At 63.7% G+C, this 23,655-nt stretch carries 22 protein-coding genes and 1 tRNA gene; 15 read left to right on the plus strand and 8 right to left on the minus strand.

The genetic code is table 11. From position 1 onward, the window contains the following. Positions 1-3 precede the first annotated feature (3 nt). The 4 genes from JQK15_RS04000 to JQK15_RS04015 all read left to right on the plus strand — a co-directional run bounded on the left by JQK15_RS04000 (position 4) and on the right by JQK15_RS04015 (position 4,456). Positions 4-315, plus strand: coding sequence for a hypothetical protein (locus JQK15_RS04000; protein WP_214863589.1), 312 nt, complete (start codon positions 4-6; stop codon positions 313-315). Beyond that, positions 305-3,442, plus strand: a complete 3,138-nt coding sequence (locus JQK15_RS04005; RefSeq protein ID WP_214863591.1) for a tail fiber domain-containing protein — start codon at positions 305-307, stop codon at positions 3,440-3,442. The genes JQK15_RS04000 and JQK15_RS04005 overlap by 11 nt, the downstream gene beginning before the upstream one ends. An 85-nt stretch (positions 3,443-3,527) precedes the next feature. Continuing rightward, positions 3,528-4,079 (plus strand): hypothetical protein, encoded by a 552-nt coding sequence (locus JQK15_RS04010; protein ID WP_214863593.1) that lies wholly within the window; start codon positions 3,528-3,530, stop codon positions 4,077-4,079. Positions 4,080-4,108: 29 nt separating this feature from the next. After that, a complete protein-coding gene (locus JQK15_RS04015) occupies positions 4,109-4,456 on the plus strand; it encodes a hypothetical protein (protein WP_214863595.1) in 348 nt (115 codons plus the stop codon). Positions 4,457-4,566: 110 nt separating this feature from the next. Here the strand turns inward: JQK15_RS04015 and JQK15_RS04020 are convergent, their stop codons facing one another. Further along, positions 4,567-4,875 (minus strand): hypothetical protein, encoded by a 309-nt coding sequence (locus JQK15_RS04020; RefSeq protein WP_214863597.1) that lies wholly within the window; start codon positions 4,873-4,875, stop codon positions 4,567-4,569. A 69-nt stretch (positions 4,876-4,944) separates the two neighbouring features. On the opposite strand from JQK15_RS04020, the gene JQK15_RS04025 reads away from it, so the two are divergent. The 4 genes from JQK15_RS04025 (at position 4,945) to JQK15_RS04040 (ending at position 7,231) form a co-directional block, all read left to right on the plus strand. Next, entirely contained in the window at positions 4,945-5,613 is a 669-nt protein-coding gene (locus tag JQK15_RS04025; protein ID WP_353047180.1) for a glycoside hydrolase family 19 protein, read from the plus strand. After that, positions 5,613-5,789, plus strand: a complete 177-nt coding sequence (locus JQK15_RS04030; protein ID WP_214863601.1) for a hypothetical protein — start codon at positions 5,613-5,615, stop codon at positions 5,787-5,789. The genes JQK15_RS04025 and JQK15_RS04030 overlap by 1 nt, the downstream gene beginning before the upstream one ends. A gap of 550 nt (positions 5,790-6,339) precedes the next feature. Further along, positions 6,340-6,861 carry a Panacea domain-containing protein gene (locus JQK15_RS04035; RefSeq protein ID WP_214863603.1) on the plus strand — a complete coding sequence of 174 codons (522 nt, stop codon included), beginning with the start codon at positions 6,340-6,342 and terminating at the stop codon, positions 6,859-6,861. A gap of 58 nt (positions 6,862-6,919) precedes the next feature. Next, entirely contained in the window at positions 6,920-7,231 is a 312-nt protein-coding gene (locus JQK15_RS04040; protein WP_214863605.1) for a hypothetical protein, read from the plus strand. Positions 7,232-7,233: 2 nt separating this feature from the next. Here JQK15_RS04040 and JQK15_RS04045 read toward each other — a convergent pair whose 3' ends face one another. The 3 genes from JQK15_RS04045 to JQK15_RS04055 all read right to left on the minus strand — a co-directional run bounded on the left by JQK15_RS04045 (position 7,234) and on the right by JQK15_RS04055 (position 9,260). Beyond that, positions 7,234-7,584 carry a hypothetical protein gene (locus JQK15_RS04045; RefSeq protein WP_214863607.1) on the minus strand — a complete coding sequence of 117 codons (351 nt, stop codon included), beginning with the start codon at positions 7,582-7,584 and terminating at the stop codon, positions 7,234-7,236. 109 nt (positions 7,585-7,693) lie between these two features. Continuing rightward, complete coding sequence (locus JQK15_RS04050; RefSeq protein ID WP_353047181.1) at positions 7,694-8,959, minus strand: tyrosine-type recombinase/integrase; 1,266 nt, start codon at positions 8,957-8,959, stop codon at positions 7,694-7,696. Between the two features lie 211 nt (positions 8,960-9,170). Beyond that, positions 9,171-9,260 (minus strand) — tRNA-Ser (locus JQK15_RS04055). A gap of 146 nt (positions 9,261-9,406) precedes the next feature. Between JQK15_RS04055 and hspQ the strand changes: the two genes are divergently transcribed. The 3 genes from hspQ (at position 9,407) to JQK15_RS04070 (ending at position 12,578) form a co-directional block, all read left to right on the plus strand. Then, a complete protein-coding gene (gene hspQ, locus JQK15_RS04060; RefSeq protein ID WP_004210078.1) occupies positions 9,407-9,778 on the plus strand; it encodes a heat shock protein HspQ in 372 nt (123 codons plus the stop codon). Further along, a complete protein-coding gene (locus tag JQK15_RS04065) occupies positions 9,735-10,523 on the plus strand; it encodes a GDSL-type esterase/lipase family protein (RefSeq protein ID WP_214863609.1) in 789 nt (262 codons plus the stop codon). Before hspQ ends, JQK15_RS04065 begins: the two co-directional genes overlap by 44 nt. A 120-nt stretch (positions 10,524-10,643) precedes the next feature. Further along, positions 10,644-12,578 carry an OPT family oligopeptide transporter gene (locus tag JQK15_RS04070; protein ID WP_202600257.1) on the plus strand — a complete coding sequence of 645 codons (1,935 nt, stop codon included), beginning with the start codon at positions 10,644-10,646 and terminating at the stop codon, positions 12,576-12,578. A 107-nt stretch (positions 12,579-12,685) separates the two neighbouring features. Here JQK15_RS04070 and JQK15_RS04075 read toward each other — a convergent pair whose 3' ends face one another. Beyond that, positions 12,686-12,823 (minus strand): hypothetical protein, encoded by a 138-nt coding sequence (locus JQK15_RS04075; protein ID WP_214863611.1) that lies wholly within the window; start codon positions 12,821-12,823, stop codon positions 12,686-12,688. 174 nt (positions 12,824-12,997) lie between these two features. On the opposite strand from JQK15_RS04075, the gene JQK15_RS04080 reads away from it, so the two are divergent. From JQK15_RS04080 to JQK15_RS04090, 3 genes are all read left to right on the plus strand, one after another. After that, positions 12,998-15,790 carry a TonB-dependent receptor gene (locus JQK15_RS04080; RefSeq protein WP_214863613.1) on the plus strand — a complete coding sequence of 931 codons (2,793 nt, stop codon included), beginning with the start codon at positions 12,998-13,000 and terminating at the stop codon, positions 15,788-15,790. A 77-nt stretch (positions 15,791-15,867) separates the two neighbouring features. After that, a complete protein-coding gene (locus JQK15_RS04085) occupies positions 15,868-17,268 on the plus strand; it encodes a purple acid phosphatase family protein (RefSeq protein WP_214863615.1) in 1,401 nt (466 codons plus the stop codon). An 8-nt stretch (positions 17,269-17,276) separates the two neighbouring features. After that, on the plus strand, positions 17,277-18,350 hold the full coding sequence (locus tag JQK15_RS04090; RefSeq protein WP_502956781.1) for a phytase: 1,074 nt from the start codon (positions 17,277-17,279) through the stop codon (positions 18,348-18,350). Between the two features lie 42 nt (positions 18,351-18,392). Here JQK15_RS04090 and JQK15_RS04095 read toward each other — a convergent pair whose 3' ends face one another. The 3 genes from JQK15_RS04095 to queF all read right to left on the minus strand — a co-directional run bounded on the left by JQK15_RS04095 (position 18,393) and on the right by queF (position 22,204). Continuing rightward, positions 18,393-18,797, minus strand: coding sequence for an NUDIX hydrolase (locus JQK15_RS04095; RefSeq protein ID WP_214863618.1), 405 nt, complete (start codon positions 18,795-18,797; stop codon positions 18,393-18,395). 49 nt (positions 18,798-18,846) lie between these two features. Continuing rightward, a complete protein-coding gene (locus JQK15_RS04100; RefSeq protein ID WP_214863620.1) occupies positions 18,847-21,495 on the minus strand; it encodes a M1 family metallopeptidase in 2,649 nt (882 codons plus the stop codon). A 256-nt stretch (positions 21,496-21,751) separates the two neighbouring features. Beyond that, positions 21,752-22,204, minus strand: coding sequence for a preQ(1) synthase (queF, locus tag JQK15_RS04105; RefSeq protein ID WP_004210067.1), 453 nt, complete (start codon positions 22,202-22,204; stop codon positions 21,752-21,754). 109 nt (positions 22,205-22,313) lie between these two features. On the opposite strand from queF, the gene JQK15_RS04110 reads away from it, so the two are divergent. Further along, the gene (locus JQK15_RS04110; RefSeq protein WP_214863979.1) at positions 22,314-23,618 is read left to right on the plus strand and encodes a hypothetical protein; all 1,305 of its coding nucleotides are present in this window, start codon (positions 22,314-22,316) and stop codon (positions 23,616-23,618) included. The last annotated feature ends 37 nt before the right edge of the window (positions 23,619-23,655 follow it).

Here is a 23,655-nt window from a genome sequence, read left to right on the forward strand (position 1 = left end):
GCCATGGCCGATGAAAACGCTGGTACCACCGGCGTCGAAGAGTTGCGCGCACAGTTCGATGCGCTTCAGCGCCGGATTGCGATTGCTACCGTGGGCGCCCAGGAGGACTTTGTGGCCCTGCTGGCCAGTCCCGAGGTTGACGGGCTGATGGCGGCCATGACGTCCGCCGCCGCCGATCTGGACGAGGCAACCCGCAAGCGCGTGGCAGCGTGGGTGAAGATGCGCTCCGATATCGCATCGCTCGCGAAGTCAGAACTGGTGCGACTGCGCGGTCTGGCTGCTGTCGCTGATCAGGGAGAGGTCAATGGCGGCTGAAGATCAGCTGGCGGGGCTGCTGGCCCGCAACGCGAGCCTATTCGCAGACTATGAGGCTTGGTCGAACGGTCAGAACATGGTGCTGGCCGGGAGATCCGACGACCCGGACAGCTTCGATGCGGCAGGCGGCAAGGCCGGTCCTCTGGGATATTATCCTGTCGTAAACGCCAGCGGCCAGACCATTTATGTCCCCTGCATGGAACGGCTCCGCGAAATCGCTGAGCCGGGATCGGCGACAGGCATAGGCGTCAAGGCGCTGTCGTCTATCGACATAGCCGGCCTGTCATCGAACAATGTGCCCAGCTTCGAGGCGACCGGATCGGTCGAGCCTGGCGATGGTGGCGAGGGCCTTTGGGTGCATGTCGACGCCGAGCCGGCGCATCCGGGCAAGCGGCAGGATCCGCGCGGTGGGTGGCTGGAGCTGCGTTGCCGGGTGTGCTGGCCCGAGCAGTTCGCGACCACGGCCATGACCTATGTTGAGGCGCCTTATGATGAGGCAGCGGAATCTGCTGCATCCGATTGGTCGCAGGCCTTCATTGACATGATCGCCTATGCGCGCGCCACCAAGACGCCGATACGGATGCGCGAGAAGATGTACCGGCTGCACGAGCATGTGCTGGATTTCGATGATTATTTCGTGATGGAGGGGGAAGGCTCGCTCTGGTACGAACGCGGCACGATCGCCAGCGCGCTCAAAGTGCGTGGCACGGTGCTGCTGTTCACCGGTACCCTGCCAAAGACCTCCTACGCCTATGGCGTTACCGATCTGCGAACGTCGGGCGGCGTATTGCCCAACCCGGATGCGGTCAACGCCCCGCTGGACAGCAATTTCGCGCTGACCAATTTCTACAATGACGACGCGAATGTCGCGACTGGCGAGGGCGCCACGCCGCGCGCCTTCTCCGCCGCCATGCACATCAAGCCCAATGCCCGCCGGTCGATCCTGCGGAACTTTACCATCATGCTCGGCAACAAGGGCGTGTCTGGCTATGATGCCAAGACGCCCGGCTGGGCGGCCTCGAACGGTGATGTCGCGCTCTACATCAACGGCGCATCCGACATCATCCGCCAGAACGTGACGATCATCGGCTATTGGCGGATGGTCGGCTGCCTGATCCGCGCGAATGGCGATCCGCTGGAATGGCCCAGCGGCACGATCGTCAGCGCCGAGCGCATCCGCATGTCCGACTGCTATGACCAGGGGTTGGTCTCGACGGCTATTCGCGGCGCCGATCATTATGTCGTGACGGCCGTCGGCGCCAATTATGTCGAGATACCCTGGACGCCGAACCACCCATTTCATCGACCAGGCGTGCTGCCGGGCGATGTCGGGTCGCGCATCGTGTCGGGTGAAATCACGATACCATCGAATGGATCCTTCACCATCGCGGACCTCGCCAAGGTCGGCGACAAGCTGCGCATCACGCTGACCAGCGACCCGACGGCCGTCATCACGGTCAACAGCCTGATCCAGTCGGCGCATTTCGGTGCGGGCTGCGCGGGTCTGGAAATCCGCCGGCACCTGATGACCGGCCTGTTCCACCAGACCGGTCGCCGATCGACCGATCCGGTCAACGGGCTTCCGATGGAGCGCTTTCTGGAGGTGTCTGGCGCACGGCTACGCGGCTGGAAAGTCCATGGCCGCTGGAACGGCTATGCCCATGCGATCCAGATCCATAATTCTCTGGATGGCGAGTTGATTGGCGAGGCCGAGGGTAAGGGAATGCCGGATGGCACGTCCGGCTTCTGTGTGATCACCTCCCCGGCGCGCAACAATAACAGCCGGGTTACCTATGCCTCGCCCGGCTCCGAAAAGACGACCATCCGCTTCAGTCAAGCGCTGAACGTCAACCTGCAGCCTGCCCTGGCGCGCAGCACGACAGCCTTCCCGATCACCGCCTATCTACAGGCCGATGGCCTGGACATGGTGGATCTGGACGACAAGAATTACGACAGCATCGTCGGCAAGAATGGCAGCATCTATAGCGGTCAATATGGCAGTTTCCGGCAGCGCCTGGGTAGTGATGGCGCCGTCCGGATAGAGATGGATCTCGCCAAGACAGGCGTGTGGTCGCAGGTCTTCAAATATGACGGATCGACCGGCTATCTGCTCAATCAGGGACTGACAGTATCCCGCTCGACCGGCGCGCTGTCGCCGAGCATGAAGTCGAGCGACAGCTTCGTTCGCATGGACCTGATATCCTATCGTGCCAGCTCCGGTTCACACGCAGCCTTTGCCGGCAAGTCGGCTTATGGCACGGAGGCGGCGCCGGCGGTGCTGGCCAACATCAACACGCCGATCGTCACGCTGAGTGCCTATCCATTCACCGGCTCTGACTTCGCAGAGCAGGGCACGTTCGGCATGTATTGCACGGCGGCGCATGTGGCCGGCAGCAACCATGGCGTTTATGCCGCATGGGATCTGACCGCGCCGGGCACTACCTCCCGCATCCGTGCCGCGCGACTGGATGCGGGTGGCGCCGGTTTCCAGATATCCGGCGCTGTCACCCCGACCGTCAGCAACAGCTGGGATTTGGGCTCCGCCACTTATTTGTGGGCGGTGGTACGCGCGGCGACCGGCACGATCAACACGTCGGACGAACGGCTGAAGCAATGGCGTGGCGGGCTGACTGCCGCAGAATTGCGGGCGGGCAAGCGCATCATCGCGGAACTGGGCTTTTACCAGTGGATCGATGCGATCGCGGAAAAGGGCGAGGACGGCGCGCGCTATCATTTTGGGGTTCGCGCACAGACCGCCTTTGCCATCCTGACCGATGAGGGGCTGGACTGGCGCCGCTATGCATGGTGCTGCCATGACGAATGGGACGCCCTGCCAGAAATCAGGGAGCCGGTCATGGCGACCCGGCCGATCGAGGTGGAACGCCAGGTGACGCTTCCGATGGTCGTCGGCCAAGACGAGGACGGCCATGACATCATCGAGCATCGGCAGGTTCCCGCGCTGGTCACCGAGGAAGAGGAATATGACACTGGCGAAACCATCGTCGTGCAGGAGGCCCGTGATGCGGGCGACCGTTATGGGGTTCGCCCAGACCAGCTGGCCCTGTTCCTGATTGCCGTCAACCATGCGCGCCTTGAGGCGCTTGAGGCGCTCAGTTCCGGCGCTTGACGCCATGGAGCAAGTGTGAGCGAGCACAGTCTCGCGCAGCCAAATTGCAGGCAGCCGCTCAACCGCGCAAGCCGGAGATAAGTCCATGATGAATTTTATCCTCGATGCCGCCGGGTCACTGGCGGCAAAGAGCGCCGCGCGCATGCCGGAGGCAATCGTGCCGCCCAGCTTCGAAAATGGCGCATCCCTTTATATGTTCAACCTGTTCCTCATGACCGCCACGACCTTTCTGGGCGCCATGATGGTCGGCAAACAGGGCAGCAGGATCTGGACCCAGCGGCTTTGGGACCATCCCCTGCACCCCGTCACCCTCTATCGCGCCATCACCTTCTTTGCCGGCATCGGCATCACGCTTCGATGTGGTGCTGAAGCCATGTTCCTATGGGGCTGGAACCCGCAGGATGTAGTGACGACGGCCCGGGTATCGATGGCGAAGCGCTGGATCGATCCGATCGCCATAGGCTTCGGATTGATGTGGATGTCCATCGTCGTGCTGGGCGAGCCCGGCATCGAGCATCAGCTGCGCAAGGCGCCGCTTCCCGTCGACATGTGGTCGCGCTGGCCCGTTCTGGTCCGCGCGCTCGCTGTCATCATCCTTAGCTTTGTGGCCGCCCTGGCCGCCGTATGTCTGCGGTGAGATTGGGCGCGGCGCTGGGGGCCGCCGCAATGACCTCTATTGCATCTCGCGAACCGGTGATCTGGTGGATCTTCGGTGAGCCGTTCCACGCTGGCCCCACCATCGTCTGCATTTGCGGCGTCATCATTACCCGCGTCATCATCGGCCTTCAGGCCAAGGGCAAGGCGCAGTGGGCGCTCGATATCGCCATCACCGCACTTTGCCTGCTGGTCGCCACCCTTTGGGTGCAGGCGCAGGAACTGGAACTGCTTGCGGCCGGCATCACCGGCATCGGCGTGGGCAGTCTGGGCGCGGGTATCATCGGCATCGCCAAGGGCGCTGTGGGTGGCCGGGTGAAGGCCGCATTCGACGCTTTTATGGGCAATACACCGCGTTGAGCGGATAACGTTAGGAGATTTTATGAAAGGCCGTCGATCGACCCGTGCTGAAGAGGATGAGACCTTGCTGCGTCAACGTCAAGACGATGAAGAAACGCATCGACGCAATGCTATCCTCGCGTTGTTAGCAACCGTCGAAGCGCCAAACGTGCAATCTCGGCCAGGTTTTTTCGGAAGGCTGCTTTCTCGGTATAGATTTCGCGTGTGATAGGGTTCTCAAGTCCAGCATCCGTTATCGCTGCAATTGCAGCATTCTCTTCCGCCGCCAATATTTCCTCCAGGCGTAAAGACGGAACTACGCCGCTGAGAGATATCTCAGCGGCCAGAGACGCCACCATTGTCTCTAGCGATGAAATGCGCGTTGTGAGCTTCGCATTGGCAAGCATCTGGTCGCGAAGCAGCTCTTCAAAATTTGCCATCGACTCACCCCCATTTTGAATGGTGGGAATGGCTTAACATCGAATAGGTGATCTATGGATACAAAAGCGGTGCAACTCCGGCTGCAGGCGGCTGCCCATTATTCCGGCAGGATCGATGGCGACTTCGGGCCGCTGAGCTATGGCGGCCTGTTCTCCTACGCCGGCGGCGCCGCCAGCGCGCTCACGCGCGATCTGGGCAAGGCGGCGGCTGAGATGTTCCCGCGCTATGCCATCGTGACGCCGCTGCGCCTGGCGCACGCGCTGGCGCGCTGGGCGGTCGAGACGCGCGGCTTCCGCGTCATGGAAGAGGATCTGAGCTATTCCGCCAAGCGGATCGTCCAGGTCTGGCCCAGCCGCTTCCCGACGATCGCATCAGCGCAGCCCTTTGCCAGCAAGCCGCAGGCGCTGGCGAACAAGGTCTATGGCGGCCGCTACGGCAATGACAATGTCAATGACGGCTGGCTCCATCGCGGGCGCGGGCCGACCCAGCTGACGTTCGAGGATAATTACCGCAAGGCGAAGGAGCTGACCGGTGTCGACGTGTTGGCCAAGCCGGATCTGGTGTCTGAGCCGCATACCGGCCTGCTGGTCGCCTGCGCCTATTGGGACGATCGCAAAATCAACGCTGCTGCCGATCGTGATGATGTGGCCGCCGTGTGTCGGCTGGTTCAGGGTGGCACCGGTGGACTGGCCGAGCAAAAGGCCTATCTCGCCAAACTGAAGAAGGTGCTGAACTGATGGATTTGGTCAAGATCACGCGCGGGCTCGGCAAGGTCGGGCTTGCTTTCGAGGCGCTGGGCTATGTGGTGGCTGGAGCGAAGACACTGGTGCGCGCTGGCGCGCGCCGCGATGACGTTGAACCTCGCCAGGAGCTGCCGCAGGATAAGCGTGAAGAAGAAGACATTCAAGGGTAACCCCGTCTGCCTCAGGCGGGTCGCTACCAACTGAACTGCAGACGGGGTATCTAGCGGGCCGGGCAGTCTAAAACCGAATCGCGAGACCGGCTTTGGGTAGGGAATCTATCACTGCTTAGGAAGCGGAATATGCCGGCGAACGAGGCGGTGACCCCAGCGCTGCACTTCGAAAGGGCGTCGCAGTCATCAGCACCGATGTCAGCCTAAGCTATCTCTGATCGTCCGAGCCGGCAATAAGGGGAAGCACGGGGCGATCCTGACCGGCCAACCGATTGCAAATACCGGTCAGGATCCACCGTGGCGATAGCATCATCGTCGCCAGAATCAAGGAGCAGCGACATGATTACCGACTGACCGACGCCCTAACTGAACGCAATACGGAAAAGTGCCTTCTACGGTCCGCATTGGTGCGCTACGTTGTCATGTCGCCGCATGAGGACGCTACAGGACGCTACAGGACGCATGCAGTTGCACTGGCCCCAACAATCCTTATGTGGTATGCATCCGACGGTTCGCTTTTTGTTCGCGTTTCGTTTGGCCGAAGGGATCAATGACGTACACGCCGCAACATATCGCCAACTACTTTCTTGACCGAGCGCGGGATGAGAACCGGACGTTGGATCAACTCAAGCTGATGAAGCTCGTCTACATCGCTTACGGTTGGCATTTGGCACTCACCGGCAAAAAGCTGTTCAACGAGGACATACAGGCGTGGCAACATGGCCCGGTTGTCCGTTCGCTATATGATGAGTTCAAGCATTTTGGGCGGTCACCCATCACCCAGCGTGCCACTGAATTCGATATGGACACCTTCGATCTGACGGTGCCGGAAATTCCAGAATCAGATGCCGATGTCCGCCTGATTCTCGATAAGGTGTGGGCAGCCTATAAGCGCTTCAATGGCTGGCAGCTTCGGGAAAAGACACATGAGGCGGGGACGCCTTGGTCTATGACTTACCAAGAAGGTGCCCGCGACCAGATTATCCCTGATGAGACCATCCGGCCACATTTTCTGACCATCATCCGCAAGATCCTTGATGCAGCCAGAGCTTCCACCCCTGCTACCGTCTGAGGGCGCCGAACAAGGCGCTCACGAACTGGATCGGTTAAGAGGGACGTCCGACCGAGCCATGGGACAAGCTGCGCGCGCCGTCGCAGGCTTGTCACCGGAAGACGAGGAAGGCCTGCGTCGGACGCATCGAGACCGGAGGCGGGCCGCATGGGCGGATGTTGAAACCTGGGTCATTCGTGCGGTCGGCGCTATCGCTATTATCCTCGCCGCAGGCTTTGCAGGACTGGCGTTATATGTAGTCTGGAAATGGCTCGGCTTCACACTTACCGATGCAAAGAAAACTGAGGACCTCGTCAAAGGAACCCTCTGGACGGGGCTTGTGGCGCTCGCAACCTGGGGTGGAAAAAACCTGCTCAAGCGCGACGAATAGGCTTACGTGTATTTATCAAGCCAAGTCAGCGGCTGGGGGGAAACTACAAAAGTCGTCCCATTGTTCGACTGCTTCCAGACGAACCCATATGCAAATGTATTCTCGTCCGGAAGGAAGAACACTCTGGGACTGCCTCGACCAAAATCTCCTTCCCACCCCTCTTCAGTAGCGAGCCTTTTTGCCAACGCAAAATGCTTCCAGAAATCGCTATGATACATAGCTTCAAATTCGGTAGCGTCGGCGAGTACGTGCTCAGCATCGGAAGCCGCAAACCGAGCCGCCATATCTTCAACGGTAGGCAGAAATTCCCACGCCCAGTCGATTGGAATGATAGCGTAAGCAGTCCACGGCATAAGCCACTCCTCAGGAAGCAAACTCGAATCGGCAGGCACTAATATGCTACCGACTTCCCCTTGCGCCAATCTTGAACGACGTTCGATCGGTCACGGCACGATCTATCGATTACCGGCGAGGACCATCCAGTAGGGCGCCCGCAGGGGACATGCCGTCCATAAGCATGTCGGCCCATTCCTGCGCCAGCTCGCGTCGTCGCGGCATATAGGCTGCCCGGTTATAGGCGGCCTCCACCTTGTTGGTGGGGACGTGCGCCAGCATCAGATCGATGATGGCCCGATCGGGCGATGCGCCCCGGTGCCCGGTTGCTCGCCAAACTCGGTCGGCGCGTTCATTCATGACCGTCGAGAATGCCGCGCGCCAGCCGTGTGGCACGTGCCGGCCGTGATATCCGACCCGGTTATAGAGATAGCCGATCGCGTTCTCGCTCAACGGGCGATGCGCATGCCGCTGGCCCGGAAATACCAATCTTCCGCGACCGGTCAGCCGGCGCACCTCTCGCAGGATATCGACGGCCTGCCAGGGAAGGGGCACGATGTGCTCGAAGCTTTCCTCATCCTTTCGATCAAGGATCAGCTTCATCCGGGCGGCTGGCACGCGCCAGATCGGCAAGCCCGGCCCGACCGCATCGCCGGTCCAGTCGATGCCCTCAAATTCTTCCCACGACACGCCCCGCACGACGGCCGGACGCACGGCGGTCAGAGCGAGCAGGCGGGAGGCTAGCTTCGTGACCGGTGACGCGCCCGATGCCTCTGCCGCGACGAGAACGCCGCGAAGGTCCGCGAGGTCGGTCAGCGCCGGCTGCTTGCCTTTCTTGGGCAGGGGCTTGAGCGCCTTCGTCACGATCGCGGCAGGATCGTCCTTGGCGATGCCCTCCGATATGGCATAGCAGAAGACCGACGATATGCGCTGCCGCAGGCGCCGTGCGGTCTCGATCGATCCGCGGCCCTCCACCTTCCTCAGCGTCCCCAGCACCGTGGGCGCATCGATCTCATCCAGCGCCAGTTCGCCCAGGTGGGGGAAGACGTCGCGGATTAGGCTGTTGATCACGTCATCAGCATGCACTGGTGCCCAACGTGGCGCCTGCAGTTCGTGCCATGCGCGAGCGACCTCCTCGAACGATAGCTTGCCCGCCCGCTCCAGCCGCTCGGCTTCTTTCACAGCCTTGGCTTTCGCCCTGGCGCCGGACGGGTCGACATGATCGCGGATTTGGCGGCGCGCGTCGTCGCGCTTCTGCCTCGCCTCCGACAGGGACACGTCGGGGTAGGGGCCGAACGTCAGCAGCTTCTCCTGCCCCTGGAAGCGGAACTTCATGCGCCACGACCGCAGACCTGTCGGCGCGACGTAGAGATAGAGGCCGCCAGAATCGGCCATCTTGTATGGCCTGTCCTTCGGCGCCGCCTTTCGCGCCTGAGCGTCGGTTAGCATCGATACCCCGATCCTGAATTTGATACCCCAGATCATGCCCCCTGATACCCCGCGTTTGGACGCTGACGGGTGAGAGAACATGAGAGAGAACATAACAGGAAGGATGGCTGAAATCAGCCCCTTTGATGCTATTTGAAATGGTTTGAATAGGGGTATCTGGCGGAGAGGGAGGGATTCGAACCCTCGGTACCCTCACGGGCACGCCGCATTTCGAGTGCGGTGCATTCGACCACTCTGCCACCTCTCCGCAGAAGACCGGAAGCATTGAACCGCAAGGAAAAATGCCGCACCGATCGGGTCGAGGGGCGCCCATTAGCGAATGATTCCATCCTTGCCAAGCACCCTTTTCGGTATTTTTCTTGTCTCCCTGCGCGGGCACCCTAAATTGGTCATATGAAAGTCACGATTCAGAATATCGGTACCGGCATCACCGCCCCGCCGGTCGTCCATGCCCGCTTCAGCATCGGCGATGTCCTCAAGCATCGCAGCTTCGGCTTTCGCGGCGTGGTGTTCGACATCGACCCGGTCTTCGCCAACAGCGAGGAATGGTATGAATCCATCCCCGAACATGCCCGGCCCGACAAGCAGCAGCCCTTCTACCACCTGCTCGCCGAAAATGGCGAAAACAGTTATGTCGCCTATGTCAGCCAGCAGAATCTGGTGGCCGACGACAGCGAGGAACCGGTCGATCACCCCGCGATCACCGGCCTATTCGGCGATTATGCGGATGGCAAATATCAGCTGCGCCCGCGCCACCGGCACTGAGCCGCACCGGCGGGCGGCGCTGGGCCTTGCCCTGCTGCTCGCCGCAGCCGGCCCCTTGCAGGCTGCCCCGCTGCCAACGCAGGCCCCGGCCCCGGACAAGGTCGCGGTTCCCAATGCCGACCCGACCTTCCCTTTCTCCAACGAGATCGCCGCCTTTGCGAAGGCGGAAGCGGCCGGACCGCCAGTCGCCGACGCCACGCTGTTCCTGGGCAGTTCCAGCATCCGCCTGTGGGACATCAAGGGCAGCTTCACCGATATCGGTACGGTCAATCGCGGCTTTGGCGGCGCGACCACGCCCGACGTGCTGCATTATTACAAGCGGCTGCTGCCCAAGGCCAAGCCACGCTCGATCATCGTCTATGTCGGCGAGAATGACCTGGCCGCCGGCGCCACGCCGGACAAGGTCGCTACCGACGTGCTGACCCTGCTCCGCCAGCTTCGCGCCGACTATCCCAGGGCGCATATCGCCTATCTCTCGCTCAAGCCCAGCCCGATCCGCTGGACGCTCTGGCCCCAGATGGCGGCGGTCAACAGGACCGTTTCGGCGCGCAGCAAGGCGATGAAGTTCGATTATCTCGATGTCGGCCGCCCCTTGCTCGCCACCGACGGCCTGCCCGATGCATCGCTGTTCCGTGCCGATGGTTTGCACATGAATCCGCGCGGTTACGAGCGCTGGACCAGGTTGGTCGATGCCTATCTGGACCATGCCGTGCTGGCGGACGTGGGCGCCGGCCGCGATTCCTGACCGTCCTGCCGGCCAGTTTAAGATTGATCCAAGCGCCAGCAACATTATTACCAGCCGCTTGATCGATCGACTGGCGAAGGGAAAAGAGCAGTGACAACCGATTCGGCCAAGGCCGTGCCGATGGCGGAGCTGACGCTACGCGGCGTCATCCTGGGCGCGCTCATCACCCTGCTGTTCACCGCGGCCAATGTCTATCTGGGCCTCAAGATCGGCCTGACTTTCGCCACCTCGATCCCCGCCGCCGTCATTTCCATGGCGGTGCTGCGCCTGTTCGCGACCGGCACGATCCTGGAAAACAACATCGTCCAGACCATCGCATCGGCCGCCGGCACGCTGTCGGCGATCATCTTCGTGCTGCCGGGCCTGGTCATCATCGGCTGGTGGCAGGGCTTCCCCTACTGGCTTTCCGCCTGCACCATCGCGCTGGGCGGCATATTGGGTGTCATGTATTCGGTGCCTCTGCGCCGTGCGCTCGTCACCGGATCGGACCTGCCCTATCCCGAGGGTGTCGCCGCCGCTGAAGTACTCAAGGTCGGCGCCGGTTCGCGCGAGGGCCTGGAAGAGAATAAGCGCGGCCTGGCCGCCATCGTGATGAGTTCGATCGCCGCCGCCGGCTTCTCGATCATCGCCAAGACCAAGATCCTGGCCGAGGAAGCCGCCACCTTCTTCAAGCTGGGTGCGGGCGCCAGCTCGGTCTCGACCAGCTTCTCGATGGCGCTGATCGGCGTCGGCCATCTGGTCGGCATCTCCGTCGGCGCCGCCATGTTCGTCGGCCTGCTCATCAGCTGGGTCGGCATCGTCCCCTATCTCACCAGCCCCCTGCCTGCCGGCGCGGACCTGGCCGATTTGGTCGGCACCACCTTCCGCATGAAGGCCCGCTTCATCGGCGCCGGCACGATCGGCATTGCCGCGATCTGGACCCTGCTCAAGATCCTCGGCCCGATCATCAGCGGCATCCGCTCCGCCCTCAACGCCGCCAAGGTCCGCAAGTCGGGCGACGCCGGCACGCTGGACATCACCGAACGCGATCTGCCGATCGGCATCGTCTTTGGCACCATCCTCGCCTCGCTGGTACCGATCGCCGTCCTGCTGTGGATCTTTGCCCAGGGCGGGCCGATCGCCGCCAATCCGGTGCCGATCATCGGCCTGACGCTGGCCTATATCCTGGTCGCCGGCATCGTCATCGCGTCGGTCTGCGGCTATATGGCGGGTCTTATCGGCGCGTCGAACAGCCCGATCTCGGGCGTGGGCATCCTCGCGGTGCTGGGCGCGTCGCTGATCCTCGCCGCCATCTATGGCTCGGGCCATCCCGAACAGAGCCAGGCGCTGATCGCCTACGCCCTGTTCACCACCGCGATCGTGTTCGGCGTCGCCACCATTTCCAACGATAACCTCCAGGACCTGAAGACCGGCCAGCTGGTCGGCGCGACGCCGTGGAAGCAGCAGATCGCACTGGTGCTGGGCGTGCTGTTCGGCGCGCTGGTGATCCCGCCGGTGCTTGACCTGCTGAACAGCGCCTTCGGCTTTGCCGGCGCGCCCGGCGCCAAGGCGACCGCCCTGCCCGCGCCGCAGGCCGCGCTCATTTCCGCGCTCGCCAAGGGCGTGCTGGGCGGCGATCTCGACTGGGGCCTGATCGGCTTCGGCGCCGGCATCGGCGTGGTCGTGGTCGCGCTGGACGAACTGCTCGGCAAGACCGGCAAGATGCGCCTGCCCCCGCTCGCGGTCGGCATGGGCATCTATCTGCCGATGGCGCTGACGCTGCTGATCCCGGTCGGCGCGGTGATCGGCCATTTCTACAATCGCTGGTCGCTGCGCCAGGCGAACCCGGAATTTGCCGAGCGCATGGGCGTGCTGATGGCGACCGGCTTCATCGTCGGCGAAAGCCTGTTCGGCGTCGCCTTTGCCGGCATCGTCGCTTCGACCGACAGCGACGCGCCGCTGGCGCTGGTCGGCGAAAGCCATTGGGCGGTGCCGCTGTCGGTGCTGATTTTCGCCGGCGTGATCGCCGCACTTTATGCGCGCCTGCGCCACTGGGCGACCGCACCGCTCGCCTGACGAGATGAGATGGGGTGACCGACGCCAGGTCGCCCCATTCTTCAGAATCCTACGACAATAGAATGGGAATGGGCTGGCCTGCGGCTCGAAACCCTATGTCCGGCGGTTTAATTCTCCAGCATCACCCAAAGGCTGGAGAGACTCTGATGCCCGCCGAATTTCTGATCGCCATCGCCCTTTGTATCGGCGCCGTCTTTTTCATCGACCATATGGCTCGGCTGGAAAAAGGCGGCCGGCTGCACCATCGTGGCGGCCTGTCCCGGCGCAGCAGCCCGCGGCGCGACTGAGCGCCCCATAATGTGGCCCCTGCATCACGTCACATAAGTTACATTTTTCAGACTTTTAACTGCAATCATATTGCCATGAAGCCGTAAGGACTCATCGCCAATGGCCTCCCCAACCGAAGGGGAGCATTTACCATGAAGACCTTGTTCCGTGGCGCGAGCCGCGCCGCGATCATCCTTGCCACCGCCATGCCCGTCGCCGCCCTGGCCGGCACCATCAGCGGCACCGTGTCCGACGGCACCGGCACCCGCGCGTTGCAGTCGACCCAGCTGCGCATCGTTGAAAATGGCCGCATCGCCGAAGCCGGCCGTGACGGTTCCTATCGCTTCCCCGACGTTGCACCGGGCACCTACACGATCGAAGCGCGCTACACCGGCGCCGATCCCGTCCGCACCACCGTCGTCGTGCCCGCCACCGGCGATGTCGATGCCGACATCCGCATCGGCTCGCACGTCGATGCGTCGATCATCGTCGTCGGCCAGGTCGCCAACCAGGCATCGACGCTTTCGCGCCAGCGCGCTGCCGACGGCGTCGAAAGCGTCCTGACCCGCGACGCGATCGGCCAGTTCCCCGACCAGAATGTCGCAGAATCGATCCGCCGCCTGCCCGGCGTCAACATCCTGAACGATCAGGGCGAAGGCCGCTTCGTGTCGGTTCGCGGCCTCGATCCGGAACTCAACGCCGCGTCGATCAACGGCACCCGCGTGCCGGCGCCGGAAAGCGATGTCCGCTCGGTCGCGCTGGACGTCATCCCTTCGGAACTGATCGAATCGATCGAGATCAAGAAGTCGCTGACCCCGGACATGGACGGCGACACTATCGGTGCCTCGATCGAAATCCAGACCACCAGCGCCTTCGACCGCAAGAAGGATCTCTATTCGGTCAAGCTGGAAGGCAGCTATAACGACTATGCCGACGCGCTGACGCCCAAGGGCAGCGTCGATTTCTCGACCCGCATCACCGATCGCTTCGGCATCGCCGGCGGCTTCAGCTATTACAAGCGCAAGTTCGAGAGCGACAATATCGAGGCGGCCGACTGGAACCAGACGGATGATGGCATCGCCTATGCCGAGGAGCTCCAGTATCGCGACTATGACGTCCAGCGTAAGCGCCTGGGCGGCTCGCTCAGCCTCGACTGGCTCGCCACCGACACCACCAAGCTCTACGCGCGCGGCCTCTACAGCCAGTTCGAGGATCAGGAATATCGCGGCGACATCATTTTCCAGATGAGCGGCGAACCGGAATCGGGCGACGCGACCAGCGCGCAATTCTCCGATGAGGACGACCGCATCCGCGTCCGTCGCCGGATGAAGGACCGTTTCGAAAAGCAGCGTATCAAGTCTCTGACCCTGGGCGGTGAAACCAATACCGGCCCCTGGAAGCTGACCTATTCGGGTAGCTGGTCGGAAGCCAGCGAGCGCGAAAATGGCTCGATCGACCCGACCCGCTTCCAGGCGGATTTCGAAGAAAATGGCGTGAATGTCGGCTTCGACTATTCGAATCCGATGAAGCCGCGTTACACGGTCACCGGTAATACCGACGCCTTCTATGACGCCTCCAACTATGAGTTTGACGAGCTGGAACGCACCACGCTGTCGGACTCGAAGGATCGCGAATATACGATCAAGGGCGACATCAGCCGTGCCTTCGCCACCGATGGCGGCACCTTCACCGTCCAGACCGGCATGAAGGCGCGCTGGCGCAAGAAGAGCTATAATCTCCAGTCGGATGTCTATGACGGCTATGATGGCGATTACACGCTGGCCGACGTGCTCGGCGGGCAGACCTACCGCATCCAGGACATTCTGCCGCTGCCCAGCCACACCGGCCCGTCCAATTTCTTCTATGACAACCAGGCCAATTTCGAGCTGAACGAGTTCGACACGCTGCTCAACTCGACCACGTCCGACTATTCGGTGACCGAGGACATTCTCGCCAGCTATCTGATGGGCCGCTGGGACAGCGACACGCTGCGCGTCATTGCCGGTGTGCGTATGGAGCAGACCCGCAACGACATTCGCGCCTTCCAGACGCTGGCGACCGGCGACGAGGTCGAGGATATCACGATCACGCCGACCCGCTTCGTGCGCAACTATACCAACTGGCTGCCCAGCCTGACGGTCCGCTACGAGCCGGTGACCAACCTGGTCTTCCGCTTCGGCGGCTATAAGAGCCTGGTCCGTCCGAAATTGTCCAACCTGGCACCGCGCTTCGACATCAACGAGGATGGCGAGGCGACGCTCGGCAACCCGAACCTCAAGCCCTATAGCGCCTGGAACATCGACGCGTCGGCCGAATGGTATTTCGGCACCAACGCGGCGCTGACCGGCGGCTTCTTCTGGAAGTCGATCAAGGACTTCGTCGTCGAACAGACGATCGAGGAGCCGGGCGTGATCTACGGCGTCAATTATGATCAGCTGACGACCTACATCAATGGCGACACGGCCAAGATCAAGGGCTTCGAACTGTCCTACAGCCAGGTCTTCAGCTTCCTGCCGGCACCGTTCGACGGCCTGCTGCTGAACGCCAACTACACCTATACCGATGCCAAGGGCACGGTGCTGACCGACGGCGACATCGCCGATCCGCGCAAGGTGCCGCTGGCCGCTTCGTCGAAGAACACGTTCAACATCGTCCTGGGTTACGAAAAGGGGCCGATCTCGCTGCGCGCCGCGGGCACCTATCGTGACAAATATCTGGATGAGCTGGGCGGCAAGGCCGAGGATGATCGCTATGTCGACGATCATTTCCAGCTCGACCTGAGCGCGAAATATCGCGTCGCACCGGGCGTCCGGGTCTTTGCCGAGTGGATCAACGCCACCAACGAGCCCTATTTCGCCTATCAGAACTATGCCGGTGCCAAGCGCCTGCTCCAATATGAGGAATATAACTGGACCGCGAAGTTCGGCGTCACCGCCAGCTTCTGATCCCGTTCGATGTCCCCTGCTTGCCGGTCGCGCCCTTGCGCGGCCGGCAAGTCCCGTTTTCCCCGGAAAGGACGCCCATGTCCCGACTGTTCCTGACCATGCTGCTGATGGCGAGCGCCGCGCCGCTCTCCGCCCAAGCCGCCGCCAGCCCGTCCGTGCCCCGCTCCGCCGGCACGCCCTATGCGGCACGCACCCTGCCCGACCGGATCATGCTGACGCCCGCCGCCGATCCTTCGCGCGGCATGGCCGTCGCCTGGCGCACCGATGCCGCCCAGACCGCCAGCGAAGCGCAGATCGCCATCTCCGTCGACGGCCCGACGCTGGAGGAGAAGGCCAGGACCGTGACCGGCCCCATCGGCACGCGCAAGGACAGCGCCAATGGCCCGGCCCTCTATCACCAGATCCGGTTCGACAATCTGACGCCCGATACCGTCTATGCCTATCGGCTGAAGGGCAGCGCGGGCTGGAGCGAGTGGCTGCAATTCCGCACGGCGGCGGCCGTGGCAAAACCCTTCCGCTTCCTCTATCTGGGCGACATCCAGAACGGCATCCTGACCTATGCCAGCCGCGTCATCCGCCAGGCCTTCCACGCCAATGGCGGGATCGAGCTGGTCGCCCATGCCGGCGATCTGGCCGCGCAGCGCGACGACCTCGACCATGACGACGAATGGGGCGAGTTCAACCAGGCCGGCAGCTATAACTGGTCGATCGTTCCGCAACTGCCCGCCACCGGCAATCATGAATATGTCGATGTGGTGAAGCCCGACGGCAGCGAAAGCCGCACGCTCGGCCCCTATTTCCCGCTGCAGTTTGCGCTGCCCGCCAATGGCGTGCCGGGCCTCAAGACCACCTATTATGTCGATTATGAGGGGGTGCGCTTCATCGTGCTGGATGGCACGTCGGCGATCGACCTTGGCACCATGGCGCAGCAGACGCAGTGGCTGGACGCCACTCTCGCGTCCAGCAAGGCGAAATGGAATGTCGTGCTGTTCCACCAGCCCGTCTTCACCTGCGCCCGGCCGCAGGACACTTCCGAGGTGAAGGCCGCGTGGAAGCCGGTGTTCGACAAGCGCAAGGTCGATCTGGTGCTGCAGGGCCATGACCATTGCTACAGCCGCCTGACCTCCGAAGCCGGGCGCGAGGCATCGGCGCAGGCGCGGGCCAATGGCGCGATCCAGGGGCCGGTCTATCTCGTCTCGGTCACCGGCTCCAAAATGTATGGCCTCAACGACCGGGCCCGTACCCAGCCGGACAAGACCGCCGAAGCGACCGAACTCTATCAGATCGTGGACGTGGATGGCGATCGCCTGAAATTCCGTACCTATACCGCGTCGGGTAAGCTCTATGACGGTTTCGACCTCACAAAGCGCGCGGATGGCAATCACCTGACCGACACCAGCGAGCCCACCATTGCCGTGCGCACCTGCACCGGAAACATTGGTCCCGACGGCGGCAAATGCGTCGCGCGCGGCAAGTGAGGAATATCATGATGAAGCCCTTAGCCCTGCCGCTCACCAGCCTTCTCACGCTGGCCGCCTGCACCACCACCGAAACGGAAGTGCCGGTCGAAGTACGCATCGCCAACGCCACGCCCGCCGTGAATGTCACGGCACGCGGCGAAACCACCCCGGTCGGCACGCCCAATGCCGACGCGGCGGATGATCCGGCGATCTGGCGCAATGCCGCCAACCCGGCCGCCAGCCTGATCGTCGGCACCGACAAGAAGGCCGGCCTCTATGTCTATGGCCTGGACGGCAAGACGCGCGATTTCCTGGACGCCGGCCGGGTCAACAATGTCGATCTGCGCGACGGCGTAGCGGTGAACGGCCGGACCGGAATCCTGGTCGTGGCGTCGGACCGCAACGATGTCGCCAACGCCAAGCTCGCCCTGTTCCGCCTCGACAGCGTGACAGCGAAGTTGACAGCCCTCGGCAAGGTCGATGCCGGCAAGGGAGAGGCTTATGGCATCTGCCTGTACAAGGCGCCGGAGGCGACCTACGCCTTCATCGTGCTGAAAGACGGGACGATCAATCAGGTCGCGATCGAGGCATCCGGCGCCACGCCCACCGGCAGGATCGTCCGCAGCATGAAGCTTGGCACCCAGTCGGAAGGCTGCGCCGTGGATGATCGCACCGGCATCCTCTATGTCGCGGAGGAAGATGTCGGCCTGTGGCGCTTCGACGCGCGCGCATCTGGCGCCACCACGCCCACCAAGATCGCGTCGGCCGACGGCAAGAATCTGGTCATGGATGCCGAAGGCGTCGCCATCGCCGCGATCGGCGAGAAGGACGGCTATGTCCTCGTCTCCAGCCAGGGTGACAATGCCTATGTCGCCTATCGCCTGTCCGACGACGCCTATGTCGGTCGCTTCCGCGTCGTCGATGGCGCGATTGGCGGGTCGGAGGAAACCGACGGCATCGAACTGATGCTGGGCGATTTCGGCCCGGCCTATCCCGGTGGGTTGTTCATTGCGCAGGATGGCCACAACGCGGCGGCGGCGCAGAATTTCAAGCTGGTCGCCTGGGACGATATCGCCAAGGCATTGAACCTACCGAACTGATCGAAACCGGAAAGGGCGGCCGCGATGCCGCCCTTCCTTATTCTACCGCGCTTGCAAGGCGGCCAGCGCCACCCGTGTCGACAGGGTCAGCGGCTGCGGCAGCGCATCCAGCGCAAACCAGCCACATGCCGCCAGCGCTTCGGGTTCCATCACCACCGGCTCGCCCTGCGCATGCTCGACCAGATAGACTGGCGCGACCCAGTGCGTGCCGCGCTCCGCATCGATCTGGTCGGTCAGGCACAGCAAATTCTGCGCCCTGATCGTCAGGCCCAGCTCCTCGAAAATCTCGCGCTCGGCCGCGGCGGCCATCGTCTCGAACAGGTCGACCTTGCCGCCCGGCAGGCCCCAATGCCCGGCCTCTGGCTCCCGCCGTCGCTGCACCAGCAGCAACCTGCCATCGCGCAGGATCGCCGCGCCGCATCCGACCCGCGGTTCCGTCTGATTCATGCTCTTCCCATTTGGAAAGGGCGGCGGATCGCTCCGCCGCCCCATGCCCTTATTTCTTCGCCGCGAACCAGGCCGCGGTCGGCGCCTTCAGGCGGCTGCGCGTCTCGATCCGGGTCTTGATCGCGGCGATCGAGCGGTCGACCACCTTGCGCGATTCCGGCGTCAGATATTGGGTCGCATAGGCGTCGAGCTTGGTCACCATCGCCGGGTCGGCCGATCCGCCGCCCAGACGGGCCAGCGCCTGGCTGCGGGCCGACACGTCGATCAGCGCCTCATATTGCGCCTTGTGCGCCAGCACATAGTCGACCGCCAGCATCGGATGGGCGACGCCCACCTGGCCGATGATCGCGGCGCTGGTGGTCTTGCCCGGCTCGTCGGTCAAGGCGAGATCCAGCGCCTGGCTGCCCAGCTTCTCGTCCTTCGCCTTGCCGAGCAGCGCGTAGAGCGTGCTCTTTTCGAGGTCGCTCTGCGCGCCCTTGGCCATCACGCGCAGCTTGTCCCAGGTCGCCTGGTCGGCATTCTGGGCGATGATGCCCAGCCAGACATTGCGCAGCGGCCCGTCGAGCGCGGCCGGGTTGGTCGCCAGCGCGGCGAAGCGGCGGTTGGCCTCTGCCACCACGCCCTTGTCGCCCATGCTGCCCAGCGTCGCGACCAGGCTGGTGCGCAGCACCGGCACCTGCGGCCCTTCGCCGGCCTTGGCATCATAGCCGATGGCCGTCAGCGCCGGGGTCAGCTTGGCCGAGGCATAGGCCGCAACCTTCGCCTGGGCGGCGGCATCACCCTCCAGCATGTCATAGCTGCTCTTCAAATAGCCGGGCACTTCGGCCAGCACCGCCGGGCTGCCATTGACCGGCACGGCGTCGACCAGGTCGAGCGCCAGACCGATCGGCTGGTATCCGCCCAGCGCCAGCTGGAAATTGTCCGCCATCAGGCCGGTCTGGTCCATGCTGGACAACTGGCTGAAGCCCTTGGCCAGCGCCTGGATATTGGCGGCGGGATAGAGCGAGCGATAATAGCCGGTCTGGCCCGCATTGATGACATAGGCGCCGCAACCCGGCAGCGTGATCTGGCCATTGCCCTGCAGGATCAGGCGCTGCGCCTCGCCGCCCTGTACCTGCGCCTTGACCGGCACATTCCACTTGAGCGGGGTCTTGTCCTTGGCGTCGCGGCTATATTCGCCCTGGCTCAGCGTCAGGATGGTGTTGCCGCCCTGGCACTGGGCACTCTCCACCTTGACCAGCGGGATGCCCGGCTGGCTGGTGAAATCATGCGCGATGCTGACCAGGCCCTTGGCACCCGCGCCCTCGACCGCCTTCCACAGATCGTCGGTGACGGTGTTCCCATAGGCATGTTGCTTCATGTAGGACTGGATGCCCGCCTTCCACGCATCCTCGCCGGCATAGCCTTCGAGCATGGTGATGACCGCCTCACCCTTCTGATAGGTGATGGCGTCGAAGGCTTGGTTCACCTGATCGACGGTGGTGATCTTCTGCACGACCGGGTGGGTGGTCTTGAGCGCGTCGAGGCTCATCGCCCGCTCCCGGCCATCGACGCGCGACAGCAGGGCTTCCCATTCCGGGTTCAGCTTGTCGGTGACCTTGGTCGCCATCCAGCTCGCAAAACCCTCGTTCAGCCACAGATCGTCCCACCAGGCCATGGTGACGAGATCGCCGAACCACTGGTGCGCCATTTCATGCGCGGCCACTTCATAGATGGCGCGCTTGGTCTCTTCGGAGGTGAAGCGCGGATCGACCAGCAGGGTGCGCTCGAAGGTGAAGATCGCGCCCCAATTCTCCATCGCGCTGAAGAACTGGCTCTGGCCCGGACCCGCGACATTGTCGAGCTTGGGCAGCGGGAAGGGCACACCGAAATAATCGTTATAATAGGGCAGGATCGCGGCCGACGCGTCGAGCGCCAGCTGCGCCTTGCCGGTATTGCCCCGGCCGGTGATGACGCCGACTTCGGTATTGCCCGCCATCTTGGTCGCGCGATCCAGTTCGCCCAGGCCGAAGAAGAGCAGATAGGACGACATTTTGGGGCTGGTGCCGAAGGTCACCAGCTTTTTCCCGCCACCGATGTCCTTGGTCGCCTTGACCGGCATATTGCCGACCGCCAGCTGGTCCGCCGGCACCACGGCAGAGAGATCGAACGTCGCCTTGTAGCTCGGCTCGTCGAAGCTCGGCACGAAACGGCGGGCGTCGGGCGCCTCGAACTGGGTGAAGAGCGCGCGCTTCGCGGCGCCCGCATTGTCGGTATAGTCGAGCGCGAACAGGCCGTTCGCTTGGCTGTTGATGATGCCGGCATAGACCATGGTCAGCTTGTAGCTGCCCGGCTGCACCGGCTTGCCGAAGTCGAGGCTGACGGTCTGGGCATCGGCATCGACCTTCGCCGTACCGGTGATCGCCTTGCCCTTGGCCGGGGTCAGGGTGACGCTGGAGACGGTCAGGTCGGCCGCGTTGAGCACCAGCGCCGGCATGGCGGCGGCGACAGTGACGTCGATCGTTACCTTGCCGGTGAATTTGAGGTTCGCCGCATCGGGCGTCACTTCGATCCCATAATGGCTGGGTGCGGCGCCACGGGGCAGCTGGGTGGTGACGCCGGCGGCGGGACCGGCAGGCGCGGTCTGGGCCAGCGCGGGCGCGGCGATCGCCAGCGGCGCGGCCGCCATCAGGAACGGCAGGATTTTCGACAAGGGCATGGGGGAAGGAACTCCGATACGGCTTGGATGGCGCAATGAGACATAGTCACGCGCAACATGTAAACCGGATCGGCCCTTTCCCGCGGAGGGTCAAGTGAACTATCCGCAAGAGAATGTCGTTGGTCGAAGCCTGTTGCGCGTTCGTCCAACAAGAAGGCCAGCCAGCGCCCTCCTCCGTTCGCTTCGAGCCCGGTCGAGTCGAGAAGCGAAAAGCGCCTCTGTTTCTCGACAAGCTCGAAACGAACGGCTGTATGGTTCAGCCGCGGCCGCGATAGCCCGGCACGTCCTGCGGCGGCAGCCACAGGCCGGCGGGCGGTTCGCCCGACTGCCAGAAGACGTCGATCGGGATGCCGCCGCGCGGATACCAGTAACCGCCGATGCGCAGCCAGATCGGCTGCATTTCGGTGAACAGCCGCTCGCCGATGCCGACGGTGCAATCCTCGTGGAAGCCGGCATGGTTGCGGAAGCTGCCCAGGAACAGCTTGAGCGCCTTGGATTCGACGATTGTCGCGCCGGGCGCATAGTCGATCACCAGATGCGCAAAATCGGGCTGGCCAGTCACCGGGCAGAGCGAGGTGAATTCGGGCGCCGTGAAGCGCACCAGATAGGGCTTGCCCGGACGGGGATTGGGGACATAGTCGAGGACGGCGTCCTCGGGCCGCTGCGGCAGGGTGCTGGCGCGGCCGAGATGGAGCGGGGTATCGGTCATGAGGGCGCATGTAGTCGATTACACGCAATTTGTCATCGGTCCGGCGCGCAAGGCCATCCGTTCATCTGGCGTTCAGCAAAATTTCTGCCTTGGCAGGGCCATGGGGTCTATGCGTCTGTTCTTTTCCGCCCTGCCGCTACTGGCAGTCACGCCCGCGCTGGCACAGCAAGCCACCGGCAGCGATCCGGTCGTCAATCTGCAGCGCGCCGCGCCGCCGCCGCCGGCCGATGACCCGCGCCGTCAAGGCCCGGAACTGGACGTGTTCCGGGGCACGGCAACGCCGACCCCGACGCCCACTCCGTCGCTGCCGCCGATCGTAGCCCCCACGGTGACGCCGGCGCCGACCCAGCGCACGCCCACGCCTGCCCCCGCACCGCAGCGCCCGACACCGACGCCAGCGCCGACGCGCACCGAAACACCGCGCACGACGCCCGCCCCTACCCCGGCCGAACGCCCGGCCGCGCGCGACGCCACGCCCGCACAGCCCAGCCCGGCGCCCGCTGTGGCGGAGCCGGACAATGCCGCCAACGCGGTGGAAACGCCGCCTCCGGCCGTTCTGCCCGCGCCCGAGCCGGTCACGGCCGACAACAGCGTCACCACTGCCGAACCCGCGCCGGAAACCCAAGCGCAGGGGCTGAGCTGGCCCTGGATCGCCGCCGCCATCGCCGCGCTGGCGGTGATCGCCGGCTTCCTGCTGATGCGGCGCCGTCGTGCGGCGGCGGACGTCGACGCCGTGCCGGCAAGCGCGCCACCCCCGGCAGCGCCCCGACCAGCCCCTGCCCCCGTTGCGCCGCCCGCTCCGGCTCCGGCCCCTGCTCCCGCGCCCATTCCGGCGCCCACGCCAGCCCCTGCCCCCGAACCCGTGGCAGCTGCGCCGGCCAGCGACGCCGGCGATCGCCCCTGGATCGACCTCGGCCTCGACATCAGCCTCGCCCGCTCCTCGCTGATCGGAGTGACCATCGGCTACACGCTGCTGCTCCACAATCGCGGCGATCGCCCGGCCCGCGACATCATGGTGCGCGGCATATTGGGCAATGCGGGCGCGCAGCAGGATGCGTTGCTGCGCCATTTCTTCGGTGGCGAGACCGGCATGCCGCTGCATTCGATCGTCTCGATCGCGCCGGGCGAAACCGTGCGCATGACCAACGAGCTGCGCCTGGCCCAGGACGAGATCGTGCCGGTGACGATGGGCGAACGGTCGCTGCTGGTGCCGATCGCCGCCTTCGACGCCCATTATCGCTGGGGCGAGGATGAGGAAGCGCCCGAAGGTACCGGCCGCACCGGTCGCGCCTTCATCGTCGGCCAGGAACAGGATCCGCCCGCCGAGCGCCTGTCGCCCTTCCGCCTCGACCAGGGGCCGCGCCAATTTCGCCGGCCGGCCGCCCGCGCCGCCGCCGAAGTGCCGCCGGCCTGAGCATTTCCCTTTCCTGTCCGGCCAGGCGCTCCTAAAG

The sequence above is a fragment of the Sphingobium sp. BHU LFT2 genome (genome assembly GCF_018604485.1).
Lineage (GTDB): Bacteria > Pseudomonadota > Alphaproteobacteria > Sphingomonadales > Sphingomonadaceae > Sphingobium > Sphingobium yanoikuyae_A.